At 59.5% G+C, this 18,276-nt stretch carries 19 protein-coding genes; 18 read left to right on the forward strand and 1 reads right to left on the reverse strand.

Going from position 1 to position 18,276, the window contains the following annotated elements; all coding sequences use genetic code 11:
• Positions 1-8 precede the first annotated feature (8 nt).
• The 4 genes from AC1DTN_RS28480 (at position 9) to AC1DTN_RS28495 (ending at position 4,761) form a co-directional block, all read left to right on the forward strand.
• Positions 9-590 (forward strand): TetR/AcrR family transcriptional regulator, encoded by a 582-nt coding sequence (locus tag AC1DTN_RS28480; protein WP_442206541.1) that lies wholly within the window; start codon positions 9-11, stop codon positions 588-590.
• Positions 587-1,417, forward strand: coding sequence for an EamA family transporter (locus AC1DTN_RS28485; RefSeq protein WP_477923613.1), 831 nt, complete (start codon positions 587-589; stop codon positions 1,415-1,417). Before AC1DTN_RS28480 ends, AC1DTN_RS28485 begins: the two co-directional genes overlap by 4 nt.
• Positions 1,418-1,721: 304 nt before the next feature.
• Positions 1,722-3,368, forward strand: coding sequence for an acetolactate synthase large subunit (locus AC1DTN_RS28490; RefSeq protein WP_477923615.1), 1,647 nt, complete (start codon positions 1,722-1,724; stop codon positions 3,366-3,368).
• A 1-nt stretch (position 3,369) separates the two neighbouring features.
• Positions 3,370-4,761: an aldehyde dehydrogenase family protein gene (locus AC1DTN_RS28495; RefSeq protein WP_477923617.1), complete on the forward strand. Its 1,392-nt coding sequence runs from the start codon at positions 3,370-3,372 to the stop codon at positions 4,759-4,761.
• Between the two features lie 172 nt (positions 4,762-4,933).
• Here AC1DTN_RS28495 and mug read toward each other — a convergent pair whose 3' ends face one another.
• Positions 4,934-5,464 (reverse strand): G/U mismatch-specific DNA glycosylase, encoded by a 531-nt coding sequence (gene mug, locus AC1DTN_RS28500; protein WP_113320844.1) that lies wholly within the window; start codon positions 5,462-5,464, stop codon positions 4,934-4,936.
• Positions 5,465-5,793: 329 nt separating this feature from the next.
• On the opposite strand from mug, the gene AC1DTN_RS28505 reads away from it, so the two are divergent.
• The 14 genes from AC1DTN_RS28505 to AC1DTN_RS28570 form a co-directional block, all read left to right on the forward strand.
• Entirely contained in the window at positions 5,794-7,119 is a 1,326-nt protein-coding gene (locus AC1DTN_RS28505) for an ABC transporter substrate-binding protein (protein WP_113320758.1), read from the forward strand.
• Positions 7,120-7,220: 101 nt separating this feature from the next.
• Positions 7,221-8,189, forward strand: coding sequence for a carbohydrate ABC transporter permease (locus tag AC1DTN_RS28510; RefSeq protein ID WP_183800803.1), 969 nt, complete (start codon positions 7,221-7,223; stop codon positions 8,187-8,189).
• A complete protein-coding gene (locus tag AC1DTN_RS28515) occupies positions 8,186-9,139 on the forward strand; it encodes a carbohydrate ABC transporter permease (RefSeq protein WP_477923620.1) in 954 nt (317 codons plus the stop codon). Before AC1DTN_RS28510 ends, AC1DTN_RS28515 begins: the two co-directional genes overlap by 4 nt.
• Entirely contained in the window at positions 9,136-9,348 is a 213-nt protein-coding gene (locus AC1DTN_RS28520; protein WP_477923622.1) for a hypothetical protein, read from the forward strand. Before AC1DTN_RS28515 ends, AC1DTN_RS28520 begins: the two co-directional genes overlap by 4 nt.
• A 3-nt stretch (positions 9,349-9,351) precedes the next feature.
• Entirely contained in the window at positions 9,352-10,449 is a 1,098-nt protein-coding gene (locus AC1DTN_RS28525) for an ABC transporter ATP-binding protein (protein ID WP_113320761.1), read from the forward strand.
• On the forward strand, positions 10,442-11,446 hold the full coding sequence (locus AC1DTN_RS28530) for an ABC transporter ATP-binding protein (protein WP_477923624.1): 1,005 nt from the start codon (positions 10,442-10,444) through the stop codon (positions 11,444-11,446). The genes AC1DTN_RS28525 and AC1DTN_RS28530 overlap by 8 nt, the downstream gene beginning before the upstream one ends.
• 51 nt (positions 11,447-11,497) lie before the next feature.
• On the forward strand, positions 11,498-13,135 hold the full coding sequence (locus AC1DTN_RS28535) for a dihydroxyacetone kinase subunit DhaK (protein WP_477923626.1): 1,638 nt from the start codon (positions 11,498-11,500) through the stop codon (positions 13,133-13,135).
• Positions 13,136-13,183: 48 nt separating this feature from the next.
• Positions 13,184-13,774, forward strand: a complete 591-nt coding sequence (gene dhaL / locus AC1DTN_RS28540) for a dihydroxyacetone kinase subunit DhaL (RefSeq protein ID WP_113320845.1) — start codon at positions 13,184-13,186, stop codon at positions 13,772-13,774.
• Positions 13,771-14,169 carry a dihydroxyacetone kinase phosphoryl donor subunit DhaM gene (gene dhaM / locus AC1DTN_RS28545; RefSeq protein ID WP_310381490.1) on the forward strand — a complete coding sequence of 133 codons (399 nt, stop codon included), beginning with the start codon at positions 13,771-13,773 and terminating at the stop codon, positions 14,167-14,169. The genes dhaL and dhaM overlap by 4 nt, the downstream gene beginning before the upstream one ends.
• Positions 14,169-14,513 carry an HPr family phosphocarrier protein gene (locus AC1DTN_RS28550; RefSeq protein ID WP_113320765.1) on the forward strand — a complete coding sequence of 115 codons (345 nt, stop codon included), beginning with the start codon at positions 14,169-14,171 and terminating at the stop codon, positions 14,511-14,513. Before dhaM ends, AC1DTN_RS28550 begins: the two co-directional genes overlap by 1 nt.
• Complete coding sequence (locus AC1DTN_RS28555; protein ID WP_477923628.1) at positions 14,497-16,077, forward strand: putative PEP-binding protein; 1,581 nt, start codon at positions 14,497-14,499, stop codon at positions 16,075-16,077. Before AC1DTN_RS28550 ends, AC1DTN_RS28555 begins: the two co-directional genes overlap by 17 nt.
• Before the next feature lies 1 nt (position 16,078).
• The gene (locus AC1DTN_RS28560) at positions 16,079-16,489 is read left to right on the forward strand and encodes a hypothetical protein (protein WP_310381495.1); all 411 of its coding nucleotides are present in this window, start codon (positions 16,079-16,081) and stop codon (positions 16,487-16,489) included.
• 59 nt (positions 16,490-16,548) lie between these two features.
• On the forward strand, positions 16,549-17,541 hold the full coding sequence (locus tag AC1DTN_RS28565; protein ID WP_477923630.1) for a dihydroxyacetone kinase subunit DhaK: 993 nt from the start codon (positions 16,549-16,551) through the stop codon (positions 17,539-17,541).
• A gap of 473 nt (positions 17,542-18,014) precedes the next feature.
• A partial coding sequence (locus AC1DTN_RS28570; protein WP_477923631.1) for a TadE/TadG family type IV pilus assembly protein occupies positions 18,015-18,276 on the forward strand: 262 nt, incomplete at its 3' end.

Raw genomic sequence — 18,276 nt, forward strand, 5'->3', positions numbered from 1 at the left:
TTTTCGCGATGCCACGCCGCGCCATTGCCATCGAGAAACGTCAGCACATCATTGAAACTGCCTATACCCTGTTCAAGCGCGACGGCTTCCACGCCACCGGCATAGACCGGATCATTGCCGAGGCGGAGGTCGCCAAGATGACGATGTATCGGCATTTTCCCAGCAAGGACGGCCTGATTGTCGAGGTTCTGAACTGGCGGACGGATCGGTTCAAACGCCAGCTCGACCGGCTTTCGGAAACCGCAATGACGCCAGATGAGAAGATCATGGCGGTTTTCGATTGGCATGAACGCTGGTTCGACAGTCCGGATTTTCACGGATGCCTGTTTCAGCATGCGCTTGCGGAGTTCGGCGAGCGGGATCATGTGGTATTCGGGGCCGTCATGCGCCAGAAGCGCGATCTTCAGGACCGCATTCGGGACATCCTGGCGCCGTCGATGCAGGAGGGTCGAGAGCCGCATATCGCCATGATCCTGTTCATGCTGATCGAGGGGGCAACGATGCTCGCTCAGATGGGCCAGGGGAAAGAGGCGATCGACAATGCCCGGAACGTCGCCGCCGATCTGCTGGCGACGAGGACGCGGCAATGAGCGCCGCCGTCATCGGCCTGGCGCTTTTCGCCGCAGTCCTTCACGCCACATGGAACGCCTTCCTGCGCAGCGGCGGCGACCGGCTCTGGACCGTCACCGTCATGAGCTTTGCGAGCACGGTTGTCGCGCTTCCATTCCTGTTCATTTATCCGCTGCCGCCGTCGGCCGCATGGTCCTATATCTTCCTCTCTGCCTTCCTCCAGGTCGGCTATAGCGTCTTCCTCGTCGCGGCCTATCGTTATGGGGAACTGGGGCAGGTCTATCCGATCGTTCGCGGAACGGTGCCGCTTCTCGTGACGCTCGGCGGGTTCGTCATCGCTGGCGATCACCTGGACCCTTTCCAGATTGCAGGTGTCATTCTCATTGCCCTCGGGATCATGAGCCTATCCTTTGGCAAGGGCAGATCCTCCACTTCGTCTATCCTGTTCGCTTTGGCGACAGGAGCGATCATCGCCGCCTACGCAACGGTCGACTCCATCGGCGTACGACTGGCCGGCCAGAGCGGCGCATATACTGCCTGGGTGCTCGTCCTCTACGGCACGTTCCTGCCTGTTGCGTTCATTGGTATGCGCCGGCGGCTTCGGGTCGATTTTCGAGCGCCGGACACATGGAAGGCTCTCGGAGGTGGCTTGGTTGCAATGATCGCCTACGGTGTGGTGATTGCCGCCTTCTCACTCGGACCGGCCGGCCCAATCACGGCGCTACGGGAAACAAGCGTTGTATTCGCCGTTTTGATCGGCTGGCTATTCCTTGGCGAAATCTTGACCGCTCGGCGCATTCTCGCCTGCATTATTGTTACGGCAGGGGCGATCCTGCTCGGGAGTTGAACCCTGTCGCGAAAATCCCAAACCTCTCGCCAGCGCGCCTCGCTGGCATTTTTCGCCAATCTATTTCCTGAACGCAAACTGCGCGAGGCAACGGGAGAGGCAGCACGCGGGCAATGCGCTTGCCGTCAATGATTTTGATCGACTGGCTGCTCCAAATCCGAGGGAGGTTCTGCGAGCATATCTCGCATGCAAAATCTGCACTAAGGTGCGATTGGTTCGGACCGCAAATCGACCTATGTTCAGCGTCTGACGTTTCTCATCGCGTCGCCCTTGACCGCGGCGTCAAAGCACACAGGCACCTTCCATGACCAAAGGCTCGGATCTCCTCATTGCGGCGCTTGAGAACGAAGGCGTGGAGCGTATCTTCGGCATTCCAGGCGAAGAAAACCTCGATGTCGTCGAATCCATTCGCAAATCGTCTATCCAGCTCGTGCTCACGCGACACGAGCAGGCRGCTGCGTTCATGGCAGCGACCTACGGACGGCTGACGGGTAAGCCTGGCGTATGCCTGACGACGCTCGGGCCAGGAGCGCTGAACCTGTCGACTGGAGCAGCCTATGCTCTTCTCGGCGCAATGCCCATGGTGATGATCACCGGCCAGAAGGGTATTCTTTCATCGCGCCAGGCCCGCTTCCAGATCGTTGACGTCGTCGCATCGATGAAGCCGTTGACGAAGCTGACGCGTCAGATCGTTTCGCCGCAGATGATCCCGACCCTGGTGAGGGAGGCGTTCAGGATCGCGCAGGAGGAACGGCCTGGTCCAGTTCATCTCGAACTGCCTGAAGACATCGCAGCAGAGGAGTGTGAAGACATCGCGCTGGTAGCGCCGCATCAGCTTGAACTACCGACCGCAAGCGACGCTGCGCTTGATCGTGCGGCTGCGCTGATTGCATCGGCCAAGCGTCCATTGCTCATGTTCGGAGCGGCAGCCTCGCGTCCTCGATCCACGTCGGACATCGCCCAGTTCGTTATTCGAACGCGCATCCCTTATTTCACGACCCAGATGGGGAAGGGGACGGTTCCAGGGGGAACTGAGCTCTATATGGGCACCGCGGCCCTCTCGGAGCGAGACTACGTCCACGAGGCCATCGAACAGGCGGACCTGATCGTCACGATCGGCCATGACACGATCGAAAAACCTCCGTTCATCATGGGCAAGGGCGGCCCCAAGGTCGTCCATGTCGGATACCAGCCGGCGACGGTCGAGCAGGTCTATTTTCCTCAGACCGAGGTCATCGGCGACATCGGACCGTCACTCAAGGCGCTCGCCGATCGCCTGGAAGGCAAGCTCCCAAACGCGCAGGCGCTTCTTCACCTGCGAGAGCGAATTCTCAATCGTATTGCAGACCGGGCGACCGAGGAACGGTTTACGCCCCAGAGGCTCGTCCACGACATCCGAGAGGTCATGCCCCACGATGGCATTCTCGCTCTCGATAACGGCATGTACAAGATATGGTTCGCTCGCAATTATCGCACCAAAATGGCGAATACTCTGCTTCTCGACAACGCGCTTGCGACGATGGGGGCTGGCCTTCCGTCCGCGATGGTCGCGTCGATGCTTTACCCGCAACGGCGGGTCATGGCGATCTGCGGCGACGGCGGGTTCATGATGAATTCGCAGGAGCTGGAGACCGCCGTCCGGCTGAAATTGAACCTTGTCGTTCTCGTGATTGAAGACGATGCCTATGGGATGATCCGTTGGAAGCAGGCCGTTGACGAATTTCCGGACTTCGGCATGACATTCGGCAATCCGGACTTCGTCAAATATGCGCAATCCTACGGCGCCAAAGGAACGAGGGTCGATGATATCGGCCAGCTCAAGCAGGCTCTTGAGGATGCATTCAAAGGTGGGGGCGTGCATCTGGTCAATGTCCCCGTCGACTATTCGGAAAATGAACGTGTGCTGGTGAAAGAGCTGCGCGAACGGCTCCCGGCAATTCTGGAGGCATGAGATGTCGCATAGCTTAACGGTTTATCAGGCGTTTGATCGAGCGATCATCACCGAGTTACTGACCGATGACGCCGCCGCGCTTGATCGCAAGCTGGATACTGCCGCGAAAGCCTTTGCCGATCGCGACGGGTGGTTGCCTGCGTATCAGCGCATGGCGATCCTGAGAAAGACGTCGGAACTGCTGCACGACAACAGGGATCGTTTCGCGATGATGATTGCGCGGGAAGGCGGCAAGCCTCTGGCGGACGCCATCGTCGAGGTCACACGGGCGATCGACGGACTGATCAACGCCGCCGATGAAATCCGCAACTTCGGCGGCAAGGAAATCCCGATGGGGTTGACGGCCGCGAGCCTGAATCGCCTGGCGTTTACAACGAAAGAGCCGATCGGTGTTGTCGCGGCGATCTCGGCATTCAACCATCCCCTCAATCTCATCGTCCATCAAATTGCGCCTGCGATCGCCGTCGGGTGCCCCGTCATTGTAAAGCCCGCAGCAACAACGCCCATCTCATGCGTCGAAATCGTGAAGTTGCTTTGGGAGGCCGGCCTGGACGAGCGCTGGTGCCAGACCTTCGTCACCGACGACAACGCGCTTGCTGAATCCTTTGCGACCGATCCCCGCGTCGCGTTTTTAAGCTTCATCGGATCTGCGAAAGTCGGCTGGTATCTCAAGAGCAAGCTGCCGCCAGGCACGAGATGCGCGCTTGAACATGGCGGTGCCGCACCTGTTATCGTTGATCGAAGTGCAGATGCGGCCGCAGTCGTCAGTCCCATCGTCAAAGGTGGCTACTATCATGCAGGCCAGGTCTGTGTGTCGGTCCAGCGGATATTCGTGCACGAAGAGATCCTGGAGCCGTTCACCGAGAGCCTTGCCGCTGCGGTCGCGGCCCTTCGGGTCGGCGATCCGACCCTCAAGCAAACCGAGGTGGGGCCACTGATCCTGCCACGCGAAACGGAGCGGGTGTCGAACTGGATCCGGGAAGCCGTTGATGCCGGAACAAAACAGCTCGGAGGCGGGCGTCTGTCGGAAACGACGCTGCTGCCGTCGGTGCTGCTCAATCCGCCGGCCGACGCAAAGGTGTCGCAACTCGAAGTCTTCGGTCCGCTGACCTGCGTCTACGGTTACCGAAACCTCGACGATGCAATTCAGAGTGCCAACTCGCTGCCTTATGCGTTTCAGTCGAGCGTATTTTCCTCTGATATTGCCGTTGCACTCCGGGCGGCGAAGCGTCTGGATGCAGCCACCGTTCTCATCAACGACCACACTGCGTTTAGGACGGACTGGATGCCGTTTGCTGGTCGCCGCCAGTCCGGTTATGGCGTCGGCGGTATCCCTTGGACGATGCAGGAGATGGCCGATGACAAGATGGTCGTTCTCAATGGGGTAAGCTAGGCGCTTGCCTCTTGCGCGGAGGGGAGTGCCCAGCACCGGGGCAGCGCTCTCCCTTTCTCCTTCGGATCGTTATGCCGAACTTGCTTCGGTTGACATTGTCGATGAGGCCGGCGCCATCTTCGATCTGGATGTTCGCCTGTAGGCTTTCAGCAGGAACTCAGCCGACGCGTGGCTAGGTTTCTGCTCTCAAGTCACGGTAATGCGCCGTCAGTCGCTCGAGGCCGAAAGCTCTGTTAAGCCCGCTGGGGTTCGGCAGAATCCAGGTGTTGGCGCCGGCGAATACCTCACTCTGCCTTCCCCAATCGCAGTCCGCCCGTGCGGTAATCGCTGCGAAGGCAGCCTTGCCGAGAAAGGCGAGGTTGGCCGGCGCGAACTTGGTTATCTTCGCTTCGAGCAGAGGTGCAGCCTTTTTATAGTCGTCCAGCCGCAATTCGCTGGCGCTCTTCGTGGCTCGCGAGACGGCGGCCGTGATGCCGCATCCATAGTGGAGCAGTTCCTGCTCTTCGTCGGCGCGCAAGAGGCGCGACGTAAAGCCGGAAAGGTGTAGCACCCTCCAGAAGCGGTTGCTGGGAGACGAGAAATTATGGCCGTCCCGGACTGCTGACAGTGCAGGGTTCAGGCCACAGAAAACGACGGACAGGCCCAAGCCGAGCACGTCCGAAAGCCCGGCTGGCGTTTGTTTCACATCCCCGCCGCGATCCATCTGCGCAGACACCAGCCGATCTCCCTTCAATTGATTGATCATACCCGGCGCGCTCCCTTTGCCCATAGCGTCGTTCTGACCTCGAGGCAATCACGCTTCACCCCGTAGGCGTGGCACGTCAGGGTCTTGCACTGTTCGACATGCCGGCAATCTGCATCATTACGGGGTCGGTGACAGGACTGTGACGATTGTTACTTGCAATGTTTATAAAAACGTCTATCACTAAACATATTGCTAAACATGAGGGTTGAGGAGTTCATGTAGGCATTCTCTGAAATTGGTGGACTTGCATGTCGGCGGGGAGCCGGCTTTGGTTCTGGGAGGAACGTATGCAAAAGAAATCGAAAGCCCTTCTCGGGCTGGCATCGGCATTCATCATGTCGTCGGCGCTGCCCAATCTCGCAAAAGCTGATCAACTGACACTCTGCTGGGCGGCSTGGGACCCGGCCAACGCGCTKGTCGAACTSTCGAARGAYTTCACCGCCAAAACCGGCACCGAAATGAAGTTCGAGTTCGTGCCGTGGACCAGCTATGCGGACCGCTTTCTCAACGAACTGAACTCTCACGGAAAGCTCTGCGACCTGATCATCGGCGACAGCCAGTGGATCGGCGGCTCGGCTGAAAACGGCCACTACGTCAAGCTCAACGATTTCTTCGACAAGGAAGGCATCAAGATGGATGACTTCGTGCCGGCGACGGTGGTTGGCTACTCGGAATGGCCGAAGAATACGCCGAACTACTGGGCGCTGCCTGCCATGGGCGACGTGGTCGGCTGGACCTATCGCAAGGATTGGTTCGAGCGGCCGGAACTGCAGAAGGAATTCAAGGAAAAATATGGCCGCGATCTCACCGCGCCCAAGACCTATGACGAGCTGAAGCAGATCGCCGAGTTTTTCCAGAAGCGTGAGATCGACGGGAAGACAGTCTACGGCGCTTCGATCTACACCGAGCGCGGTTCCGAAGGCATCACGATGGGTGTGACCAACGTGCTGTATGACTGGGGTTTCCAGTACGACAACCCTGAAAAGCCTTATGAAATGGAAGGATTCGTCAATTCACCCGACGCGGTGAAGGGGCTGGAATTCTACAAGTCGCTCTATGATTGCTGCACTCCGCCCGGCAGCTCCAACGTCTACATGGTCGAGTCGGCCGATGCCTTCAAATCCGGCCAGGTCGCGATGCAGATGAATTTCGCCTTCACTTGGCCTGGCCTCTACAAGGACGAGAAGGTGGGCGGCGACAAGATCGGTTTCTTCCCCAACCCGGCTGAAAAGAAGCACTTCGCTCAGCTCGGCGGACAGGGCATCTCGGTAGTTTCCTATTCCGACAAGAAGGACGCTGCCCTCCAGTATATCAAGTGGTTCGCTCAGCCCGAGGTGCAGGCGAAATGGTGGCAGCTCGGCGGCTATTCCTGCCTGAAATCGGTGGTGAACGCTCCTGACTTTGCTTCCAGCCAGCCCTATGCCCAGGCTTTCCTGGACTCGATGGCGATCGTGAAGGATTTCTGGGCCGAGCCGAGCTACGCGACCCTCCTCCAGGACATGCAGAAGCGCGTTCATAACTATGTCGTGGCCGGCAACGGCACCGCGCAAGAGGCGCTTGATGGCCTGGTGAAGGACTGGACCGAAGTCTTCAAGGACGATGGCAAGATCTAGTGTCCGGCTGGACGCACAACCTTCTTGTCAGAATGGCGGCCCGGCTCGCCAAGACTGCCGGGCCGCCACATGTCTCATATACGCAAAGACCAGGTGACACCTTGAACATTTCTTCTTCCTCTATGGTCGAGAAGGCTGCAGACGCAACTGCAAGGGCGACGCCGACATCGCTTGCCCGCCGCGTCCGCGGACTATCCGATCGAGCAATCGCCTGGGTATTTATCGCGCCCACCATTATCCTGCTTCTCGCCATCAACATCTTTCCGCTGATCTGGGCGATCTATCTGTCGTTCACGAATTATCGCGCCAACCGTCCGAATGCGCCGGTCCTGAACGTTGGATTGGGCAATTACGAGCGGGTGCTCAACGACCCCGACATCTGGCAGGCGATGCAGACGACGGCGCACTTCGTCTTCTGGACGATCCTGCTGCAGACCGTCATCGGTTTTACGCTCGCCTATCTGATCGACCGCAAGTTTCGCGGCCACGCCTTCTGGACGACGCTGATCCTGATCCCGATGATGCTGTCTCCAGCCGTCGTCGGCAACTTCTGGCGCTTCCTCTATGAGCCGCAGATCGGTCTCTTCGCCTATGCAGTTTCCCTGGTCACCGGCATCCCGACAGCCGACATACAGATGCTCGGCAGCGTTTCGCTTGCACCCTGGGCGATCATTATCGTCGACACCTGGATGTGGACGCCGTACGTCATGCTGATCTGCCTGGCAGGCCTGCGTTCCATCCCCGACTATATCTATGAGGCGGCCGAGGTGGACCGCGCCTCCGCCTGGCGGCAATTCTGGTCGATTACCGTGCCGATGGCGCTGCCCTTCATCATGCTTGCGGTGCTGTTTCGCGGCATCGAGAATTTCAAGATGTTCGACATGGTGACACTGCTGACAGGTGGTGGCCCGGGCTCGACCACCGAGGTTGCCTCCATCACCTTGAAGCGGGCCGCCTTCGAGAGCTGGGCAACCGGACGGGCGTCGGCCTTTGCCATCGTCCTCTTCGTTGCCGTGTTCGGTCTCGCAAACATCTACGTCAAGGCACTCAACAAGGTGAAGCAGCGATGAGCTCGGTTACCTCAGCCCATTCGGTCGTCGAGCCGAGCCCGACCAGCAAGAGGATCGCCGGTGCTATCGTGATCCTCTACGCCCTGATCACGATGATCCCGCTCGTCTGGATCTTCCTGACCAGCATCAAATCTCCGCCGGATTCCATCAGCTATCCTCCGAAGATCGTCTTCACGCCGACCTTGGAAGGCTACTGTAATCTGCTGACGACGAGAACGCGTCAGACGCCGGAATACATCACCTCCCTGCCTGCACCGACCGGCACCTGTGATGAGGTTACCCGCAAGCGAAACATGGTCATTGCGGGTCCCTCGAATTTCCTGCCACGCTTTGCCAATTCTCTGGTGATTGCCTTCGGCTCGACATTTCTGGCCGTCTCGTTGGGAACCTTGGCCGCCTACGGTTTTTCCCGTTTCAGGATACCGCTCGCCGACGACCTTCTGTTCTTCATCCTGTCGACGCGCATGATGCCGCCCATCGCGGTCGCCATACCGATCTATCTGATGTACCGCGAGCTTGGCCTCTCCGACACGGCGCTGGGCATGATCCTGCTCTACACGGCAGTCAACGTGTCGCTCGCCGTCTGGCTGCTTAAAGGCTTCATCGACGAGATCCCGCACGAATATGAAGAGGCTGCGATGATCGACGGCTACACCCGGCTGCAGGCCTTCTGGAAGGTCGTCCTGCCGCAGGCAACCACCGGCATCGCCGCCACTGCGATCTTCTGCCTGATCTTTGCCTGGAACGAATATGCCTTTGTCGCATTGCTGACCTCGGGTGAAGCCCAGACGGCACCGCCATTCATCCCGACCATCATCGGCGAAGGCGGCCAGGACTGGCCTGCCGTTGCCGCGGGAACAACGATCTTCCTGATCCCGATCCTCGTCTTCACCATTCTGCTGCGCAAGCAGCTCTTGCGCGGCATCACTTTCGGAGCGGTTCGCAAATGACCCATCTCATCGAGACCCCACGCCCATCCCGCCCGAAGCGCCCGTTCTTTTTGCGCCGAGGCCCCATGGAGTACATCGCGACCGCCTTGATCGCCATCGGTTTCCTCATGCTCTTCCAGCCGTTCCTTCTCGTGCTCTATACCTATTCGTTGGTGACGCTGCTCGCAGGCACCGCCATGTTCATCATCGTCTCGAAGTTTCCGGAGTGAGCCATGGCGGACATCAGGATAGAAAATCTCCGCAAGCAGTTCGGCGGCTTCGTGGCGGTGCAGGATTCGAGCTTCGTCATTCATGACGGCGAGTTCCTGGCGCTGCTCGGCCCCTCTGGCTGCGGCAAGACGACGACGCTTCGCATGATCGCCGGCCTGGAATTGCCGACCAGCGGCAAGATCTATCTTGATGGGGAGGATGTCACCTTCAACCGCGCCAGCGCCCGCGACATTGCCTTCGTCTTCCAGCTTTTTGCGCTCTATCCCCATATGAATGTGCGCAAGAACATCGGCTTCCCACTCCTGTCGCAAGGTATGCCGAAGGCGCAGGTCCGCCAGCGCGTCGAGGAGACCGCGCGGCTGCTGCAGATCGATCATATCTTGAACCGGTCCGTCTCAGGACTTGCGGGCGGCGACCGCCAGCGCGTGGCTCTCGGCCGCGCGATCGTGCGCCGTCCGAAGTGTTTCCTGATGGATGAACCGCTTGGCACGCTGGATGCCGAATTCCGCGAGGTGATGGTCCATGAGCTGCGCGAACTGCATAACCGGATCCACGCGACGACGGTTTACGTGACGCATGATCAGCATGAGGCGATGGCGATGGCCGACAAGATCGCGGTCATGAACCATGGCGTCATCGAGCAATTCGGCACACCGCAGGAAATCTACAGCAAGCCGGCCACCATGTATGTCGCAGATTTCATCGGCTCGCCGCCGATGAATTTCATGCGCTTCACGTCGGGTCTCAAGGCGGGAGCGCGGTCGATATCGCTTAACGGCGTCGACGTCAGCATTCCCGAGGTGCACCAGGATATGGCCGAGGCGGAGCTTGCGCTCGGCGTCAGGCCCGAACATATCCGCTTCAGCGACGCGTCACCCTTGCGCGGAGCCGTCTACGGCAGCGAATATCTCGGAACCAATCAGGTCGTGGCAATCGAGACATCGAGCGGCGTGATCAAGGCACGCGTTCCGGCAAACCGCGATTTCCGTATCGGCGAGACTGTTGGCCTTGAACTCAATCCGGGAAAGCTCGCGCTGTTCGACTGCAAGTCGGGCCGCGCCGTCGCCTCGGCACTCTACTCGGAGGCTCAGCATGGCTGACGTCGTTCTCAAGGGGCTCAATAAGCGTTTCGGTGACACTCAGGCTCTGGCCGATCTCAACCTGTCGATCCGAGACAGTGAATTCGTCGTTCTGCTCGGGCCGACGGGTGCTGGCAAGACGACCACGTTGCGTCTTATTGCGGGACTGGAGCACCCCGACGCTGGACGTATCGAAATCGGCGGCCGCAATGTTGCAGGCGAAGCTCCCGCTGAACGGGATGTCGCCTTCGTCTTTCAACAATACTCGCTGTATCCGCATATGACGGTCTACGACAACCTTGCCTTTCCGCTGCGGGCCCCGGCGCACCGACTTGCAAGCGAAGAAATCGACCGCCGTGTCCGCGAAATTGCGCGCATGGTCAGGATCGACCACAAGCTGGAGAACCGTTCAACGCGTCTGTCGGGCGGCGAAATGCAGCGCGTTGCGATCGGCAGGGCGCTCGTGCGCCGACCCGCCATTTATCTGATGGACGAACCGCTCTCGTCTCTCGATGCGAAACTGCGCGCAGAACTGCGCCTGGAACTGAAGCGCATCCAGAAAGAACTCGGCTCGACCCTACTCTATGTAACCCACGACCAGGTCGAGGCGATGACCATGGCGGATCGGATCGGCATTGTCTCGGAAGGACGACTGTTGCAGGTCGGAACGCCGCGCGAAATCTATGGCAATCCGGCCAGCCTTCATGTCGCCGCGCGCCTTGGCCAGCCACATATCAACCTGTTGCCGGCCGATCTTCTTCCCGGTGCCAATCCGCCGCCGGGAACGAAGACGATCGGCGCGCGAACCGAGCATCTTGATATCATCGTCGATCAGAACGCCGATGCGAAGATCGATTGGATCGAACATCTGGGGGACCAGAACCACCTTCACATCAAGGTGCGCGACCACAAGCTGGTCACGCTTGCCGATCCATATCTCGCGATCCGGCCGGGTGATCGAATAAGCCTGACGCTGCGCGATCCACTCTATTTCGACGCCAGCGGTCAGCGTCTTTGATAAGCAACTGAAAGAAACGAACTCACTGGCATAAAAGACGGGTCTGTCTCCATGAAACATTTCTTCAATCGCCGGGAAACCATTGTCACCGAAGCCCTGGACGGCCTGATCCAGACAAGCAGTGCCGGTCGTCTTGCCCGTCTCGACACGTTCCCGGAAATCAAGGTGATACTGCGTGCCGATTGGGACAAGTCGAAGGTCGCCATTATCTCGGGCGGCGGAGCGGGACATGAGCCTTCGCATGCAGGCTTCGTCGGCAAGGGCATGCTTACCGCAGCCGTATCCGGCGAAATCTTTGCCTCGCCGAGCGTCGATGCGGTGCTGACGGCGATCCGCGCCGTAACCGGCCCCAAGGGCGTCCTGCTGGTTGTCAAGAACTATACGGGCGATCGCCTCAATTTTGGTCTCGCCGCCGAAAAGGCCCGTGCCGAAGGTTTCGACGTCGAGATGGTCATTGTTGCCGACGATATCGCGATCCCCGGCATCAATCAGCCCCGCGGCGTTGCCGGCACGCTGTTCGTACACAAGATCGCCGGCTACCATGCCGAAGCCGGCGCCGGGCTCAAGACGTTGGCGGGCCTGGCGACCGCCGCAGCGGGCGGCATCGTTTCGCTTGGCATGTCGCTTTCAACCTGCAGCGTGCCGGGCCAAACGCATGAGGATCGACTGGGCGCCAACGAAGGCGAACTAGGCCTTGGTATTCACGGCGAGCCCGGGGTCGAGCGTATTTCCCTGCAGCCGATTGCCGATCTGGTCGCGACGATGACCGGGCGACTGGCGGCGAAGCTCGATGGTGCGGGAGATCATGCGCTGCTGATCAACAACCTCGGCGCCGTGCCGCCGCTCGAAATGGGCGTCATCGCCAACACTGTGCTGTTGTCACCCATCGCCAACCGTGTCCGGTTGATCATTGGGCCGGCACCGATGATGACCGCTCTCAACATGAACGGCTTTTCCCTGTCGCTCATTCGACTGGACGCCGACCGTGAAGCCGCCCTGAGGGCCGCCGTCGAACCCCATGCCTGGCCGCCCGCGACCGAACGGCACGAGATCGCTATCCTTTCCGCGCCTCAACGGGCGTCGCAGAGCGAAGCGGCGCCCGCCAGCGAAGATCGGGATAATCGTCGTCTCCTGACCGCACTTTGCGAGCACCTGATCTCGCTCGAGAGCGAGCTCAACCGCCTGGATGGCCGGGTTGGTGATGGCGATACCGGCTCCACCGTTGCGACCGGAGCCCGCAGCATTCTTGCCCGCATCGACACACTTCCCTTGAAAGATCCTGCCGCGACGATGGCCTCCATCGGCGAAATCCTGAGCACGAGCATGGGCGGCTCCAGCGGCGTCCTTCTCTCGATCTTCTTCACGGCCGCATCCAAGTCCATGGCCGAAAAGGAGGATATCGCCGCTGCCCTGCTTGCCGGGCTTGATCGGATGACGTTCTATGGAGGCGCCGTTGTGGGCGACCGCACTATGGTCGACGCACTGGCTCCCGCGCTTGCGGCCCTTTCATCGGAGGGGGTTGCAGCCGCGGCAAGAGCGGCGACGGCAGGTGCTGAGTCGACAAGAGCGATGCGACAGGCCAAGGCCGGTCGTGCCTCCTACGTTGGCGAAAGGGATCTGGAAGGTGTGCCCGATCCGGGTGCCGTGGCCGTGGCAGGCGTATTCGAGGTAATGGCAGCGCTCGTATGAGCTCTGCAGGCGGGAGGGTTTCGGGTGCTGGCTGAACCGGTTCTTCTCATGGGATTGATCGAAGCTTGCCGTGCGACGATCGCGGCAAACAGCGAGCACCTGTGTGCGCTTGATCGCGCCATTGGTGATGGCGATCATGGAACGAACATGCGCCGCGGCTGCGAAGCGGTGAGCGCCGAGGAAGCCTTCGTTTCTGCCCTTCCCTTGCCTGACGCGCTTGAGAAAATTGGCCTGACGCTCGTCATGAACATCGGCGGAGCGGCAGGCCCGCTTTACGGGACGTTGCTCATGGAGATGGGCCGCGAGCTCCGTGCCCCGGACGAGGAGAAGGATTTTCCTTCGGCACTGAAACAGGCGATCAACGCCGTCGCGCGTCGTGGCCGCTCACATGCTGGGGACAAGACGCTTCTTGATGTTCTCTATCCCGTTCAGGACGCGCTCGCACATCGATTGCCTCTGACGGACATCGCGCGCCGGGCCGAACTTTCTGCCGAGCTGACGGCAGCGATGAGAGCCATGCGCGGGCGTGCCTCCTATCTCGGAGACCGGTCGATCGGTCATGTCGATCCGGGCGCCTCAAGTTGTGCACTGCTGACAACTGCGATCTGCCGCTACCTCGAGGAGTACCGACCTGTATGAATGGGAAGAGGCCCAACGTTGGGATTGTGATTGTTTCCCACTCGCCGCTGGTTGCGCGTGGTACTGCCGACATGGTGCGGCAGATGGTCGGCGACAGTGTGCCGCTTGCCTGGTCGGGCGGTAATAGTCACGGCGAACTCGGGACGGATGCCCGCGGTATTCTCAAAGCCATCGAGGAGGCTTGGTCGGACGCAGGCGTTGCCGTCTTCGTTGATCTTGGTGGAGCTGAAACCAACAGTGAAATGGCGGTCGAAATGCTCGGCCTGCCGAGGTCGAAGCTGGTATCGATCTGTAATGCACCCGTCGTGGAGGGAGCTGTTATCGCGGCGGCCGAGGCCTCCGGCGGCGCATCGCTGGGCAAGGTGATTGCGACGGCAGAGGAGCTATCACCCTGATGAGCAGCGGATTGCGCATGGGAGGCCGTGAGGGCGAACAGATGCATGCCAACTGCCAGACGGAGGTAGAGGTCAAGCATGGCGTTGGACTGCATGCTCGGCCCTCGGTGACATTCACGCGGCTTGCAAAGTCGTTTCCCTGCTCGATCGAAGTCGCGATCAACGGCAGCGATGTCTGGCTGAATGGCAAGAGCATCATCAAGATCATGGGTGCCAGGATCCGTAAGGGATCATTGCTCAAGATTCGCGCCGAGGGGATCCTCGCCGAGGAAGCGATTCGCGCATTGAAAGGCCTCGTCGAGCGTAACTTCGATGAGGAAAAGAAGCATGGCCGCACCGCCTAGTCTGAAAGCCATAGGTGCATCGCCGGGCGTTGCAACCGGGCCGGCCTATGTCGCGAGGCCGATGGCCGCTGCTGCGTTGCCGCCATCGAGCCTTTCGGGCCATGCCGAACTCGGCGATGCCATCAAGAAGGCCATACACGAATTACGCAACATTGCGGCCGGGACAGACCCTGAGAGCGGAGAAATCATCGAGTTTCAGATCGAAGTGCTCGAGGACCCGACGCTGATGGAGACGGCCGGCGCGCGGATCGACGCGGGCGAAAATATGGCGTTTGCCTGGGCCGGGACACTCGATGGCTATATCCGCGAACTGGAAGGCGCGGAGGAAGACCAAGTGCAGGCGCGTGCCGTCGACATTCTCGACGTCAAGAATCGCGTCCTGTCGATCCTGACCGGGGTGCCGATCGACGACTTTCCGGCCGGCTCCATCTATGTTGGAAAAGACATGGAGCCCAGTCGCTTCTTGGCACATGACTGGTCGGCCGGTGGGGGTATCGCCCTTTACGCGGGCAGCGCAGTCGGCCATGTGGCGCTGCTTGCCAGGTCTCGCTCGGTCCCGATGGTCATCGGCGCTGGTCGCTTCGCGACGGAGAAAGGACAATACATCGGGGTTGATGGCGATTCAGGTATCATCATGCTTCAGATAGCCAAGCAGAGGGCGACGCCGGCTCCGCTCGACCATCGCCTGACAAGCATGGCATCGACAGCCGACAACGGCACTTTGTACACGGCCGACGGCTCGCAGGTCCTGCTGGCCGTCAACGTCAACGCTACCGACGAAGTCGATGCGATTGACGTTGCGACAACCGCCGGCATCGGGTTGATGCGCTCGGAATTCGCCCTGACATCGCTTGGAGATGCCGCAAACGAGGAAAAGCAGTTTGCAATCTACCGCCATCTGCTGGATTGGGCGGACGGTCGGTCAGTTACAATTCGCATGCTGGATATAGGCGGCGACAAGCCGCTCGCCGGACTTGCCGAAGTACCCTCGCTACGCGGTATCCGTCTCCTGCTGGCCCGGCCGGAGATCGCGCGTGTTCAAGCCCGCGCGCTTTTGCGTGCGGCAGTCTTCGGCAGTCTTCGCATCTTGCTGCCGATGGTGATGTTTCCATCCGACGTCGATGATATCAGGCAGATCTATCGCGAAGAATCGGACGCGCTCGCCCGACGCGGTGTGCCGCATCGCATGCCTCCCATCGGAATGATGGTAGAGGTCCCGGCCGCAGCCCTCATGCTGGACGAGTTCGAAAGCGCTGACTTTTTTTCGTTCGGGACGAACGACCTTGCGCAATATCTCGTCGCCTCGCCACGCGAGAATGCCGACTTTACGCTTTACCAGGCCAAGGCGGTGCCGGCCGTACTGCGCCTGCTGACCCAGGCCATAAAACTCGCCGGACGCAAACCGGTCAGCATCTGCGGCGACATGGCCGGGGATCCATCCCTGACCAAGGATCTGCTTGCCGCAGGCATACGGCATTTTTCCGTGGCACCCACTCAACTTCCCGCGATAAGATCGGCAATCGTCGGCCTGAAGGCAGATGGGACAAAGGCAGCCGGAGAATAGGATGGCGCGCGAAGACACGGAAGACGCCATTATCGCCTACAAGTCCATTCTGGCGCAAATCATCGACAACAGGCCTTCTGGAACACGCCAGCGGCTTGCGACGGAACTTGGCAAACATCGCAGTTTCGTCACGCAGATAACGAGCCCGACCTATGCAACGCCGCTTCCTGCCCGGCATCTCGCGACGATCTTCCGGGTGTGCCATTTCAGCGCCGCTGAACAGGAGCGCTTTCTGGATGCCTATCAAGCTGCGCATCCAGGCAAGCTGCCGGAACTTGGCGCCTCGGAAAAACTGCGGCACATTTCGCTGATGGTGCCCGATTTCGGCGACGAGAGACGCAACCGGCTGCTGGAGGAAGCGATTGCCGATCTGGTGCAGAAGATTGCCGCAATTTCAGGGTTGCCGGATTAGGCAAGCCCTTGTGGCACATGCAAAAGGATTGGCATGATCATCGCCTTGGGAGGGGCTTGATGAAGAAATTCATGAACACAGCGGAGACCATGGTCGCCGAAAGCATCGAAGGCTTTGTGCGCGCCCATCAGGAGTTCGTTGTGTTTGGCGCCGACCGTAAATGTATACGCCGCCGTGAACTGGTTCCTGGCAAGGTCGCCATCATTTCTGGTGGTGGGGCCGGCCATGAGCCAATGCATATCGGCTTTATCGGTCGCGGCATGCTCGATGCTGCCTGCGTCGGATATATCTTCACATCGCCCACGCCCAGCCAGATCGTCAGCGCGATTGAGGAAGCAGACACCGGCGCCGGTTGCTTGCTCGTCGTCAAGAACTACGATGGCGACGTCATGAACTTCGAAATGGCGTCGGAGATGGCGTCGGACCGGCATAAAATTGAAATGGTCCTTGCCTGCGACGACATCGAAACGACGAGGGCCGGCGACGGTCGTGGGCGACGTGGGGTTGCCGGCACGCTCATCACTGAAAAGCTGCTCGGAGCGGCGGCCGAGCAGGGTCGCTCCCTTTCGGAACTAAAAGCCTTTGGCGACAACCTCGCTTCACGCATCCGGTCGATGGGCGTTGCCCTGACCGGTGTCGCCGTGCCGGACACCCAGCGCACAACCTTCGCGCTCGGGCCGAACGAGGTAGAAATGGGCGTCGGCATTCATGGGGAGCCGGGTCATTCGAGAGAGCGTTTCTCCAACGCTGACACTATCGTCAGGTATCTCAGCGAGACGATCCTCAACGATACCAACCGAAGCACAGACAGAGCATTGCTTCTGGTGAACGGACTTGGCGGCACACCGCCTGCTGAACTCTATCTCGCCTACAACTCTGCCCTTCGCATCATGTCGGAGTACGGCCTGCGGGTCGAGCGCTCGCTTGTTGGCACCTATGCCACTTCGCTCGACATGCAGGGCCTTTCCATCACGCTCGCCTTCCTCACGGACGAGGAGTTTTCTCTATGGGATTCGCCCGTTGCTACCGCTGCATTGCGCTGGAGGTGCTAGGCATCTCGTGGTCAGCCGGTTTTGCAATGGTGAAGTGTTCGCGGAAGATCCGCAAATCATCCTATGCCGCTCCAGCCAAAAAAATCGGCGATTTATGGAAGCGTCTAATCGAGGCACGAGTCGGTCGCAGGTTCGAATTCCATCAAGGCTTCGGAAGTGAAGTAGAATAAACGATGGCCGCTCACACCTTGCGATAATTCCGAATTCAATCAAATACCTGACGTCGTGTAATGGCATGGCAACTATGAGCCAGTCGTCGCCTCAACTCGCTTGAAGCCACTCACCGACGACATCCTCTTGTCAAACAGGATGTAGCAGTTTCTCCTATCTGTTCTGCAAAGCCTATCCGGGAAATAAAATCTACTGAGCTAAAGCGTCGGTTGCATCAAATGCAATCCTTTCTTTTAGAAGCTTGTGAAGACTCTGGCGATATTGCTTCCTCAGGTTGAAATTTTCGGCAGATGAGGTGTGTTTTGAGAGGTCTCGAGATCGAGCGATTTCGCGCGTCTGAAGAGGGCGCCACTGCCGTTGAATTCGCGATCATTTCTCCTGTCCTGATCTTCATCACGTTTGCCATCATAGAGACGGGAATCGCGTTTGCCGCCGACATTCTTTTGAAGAACGCGACCTATGACGCTGCAAGGACGGGCAGGACGGGCTTCGTGTCGGAAAAGTCCACTCAGGACGCGACCGTGAAGCAGAAAATCAGGTCGGAAGCTGGCGTGATCATGGATG

Source organism: Rhizobium sp. 01T444, from assembly GCF_056398305.1.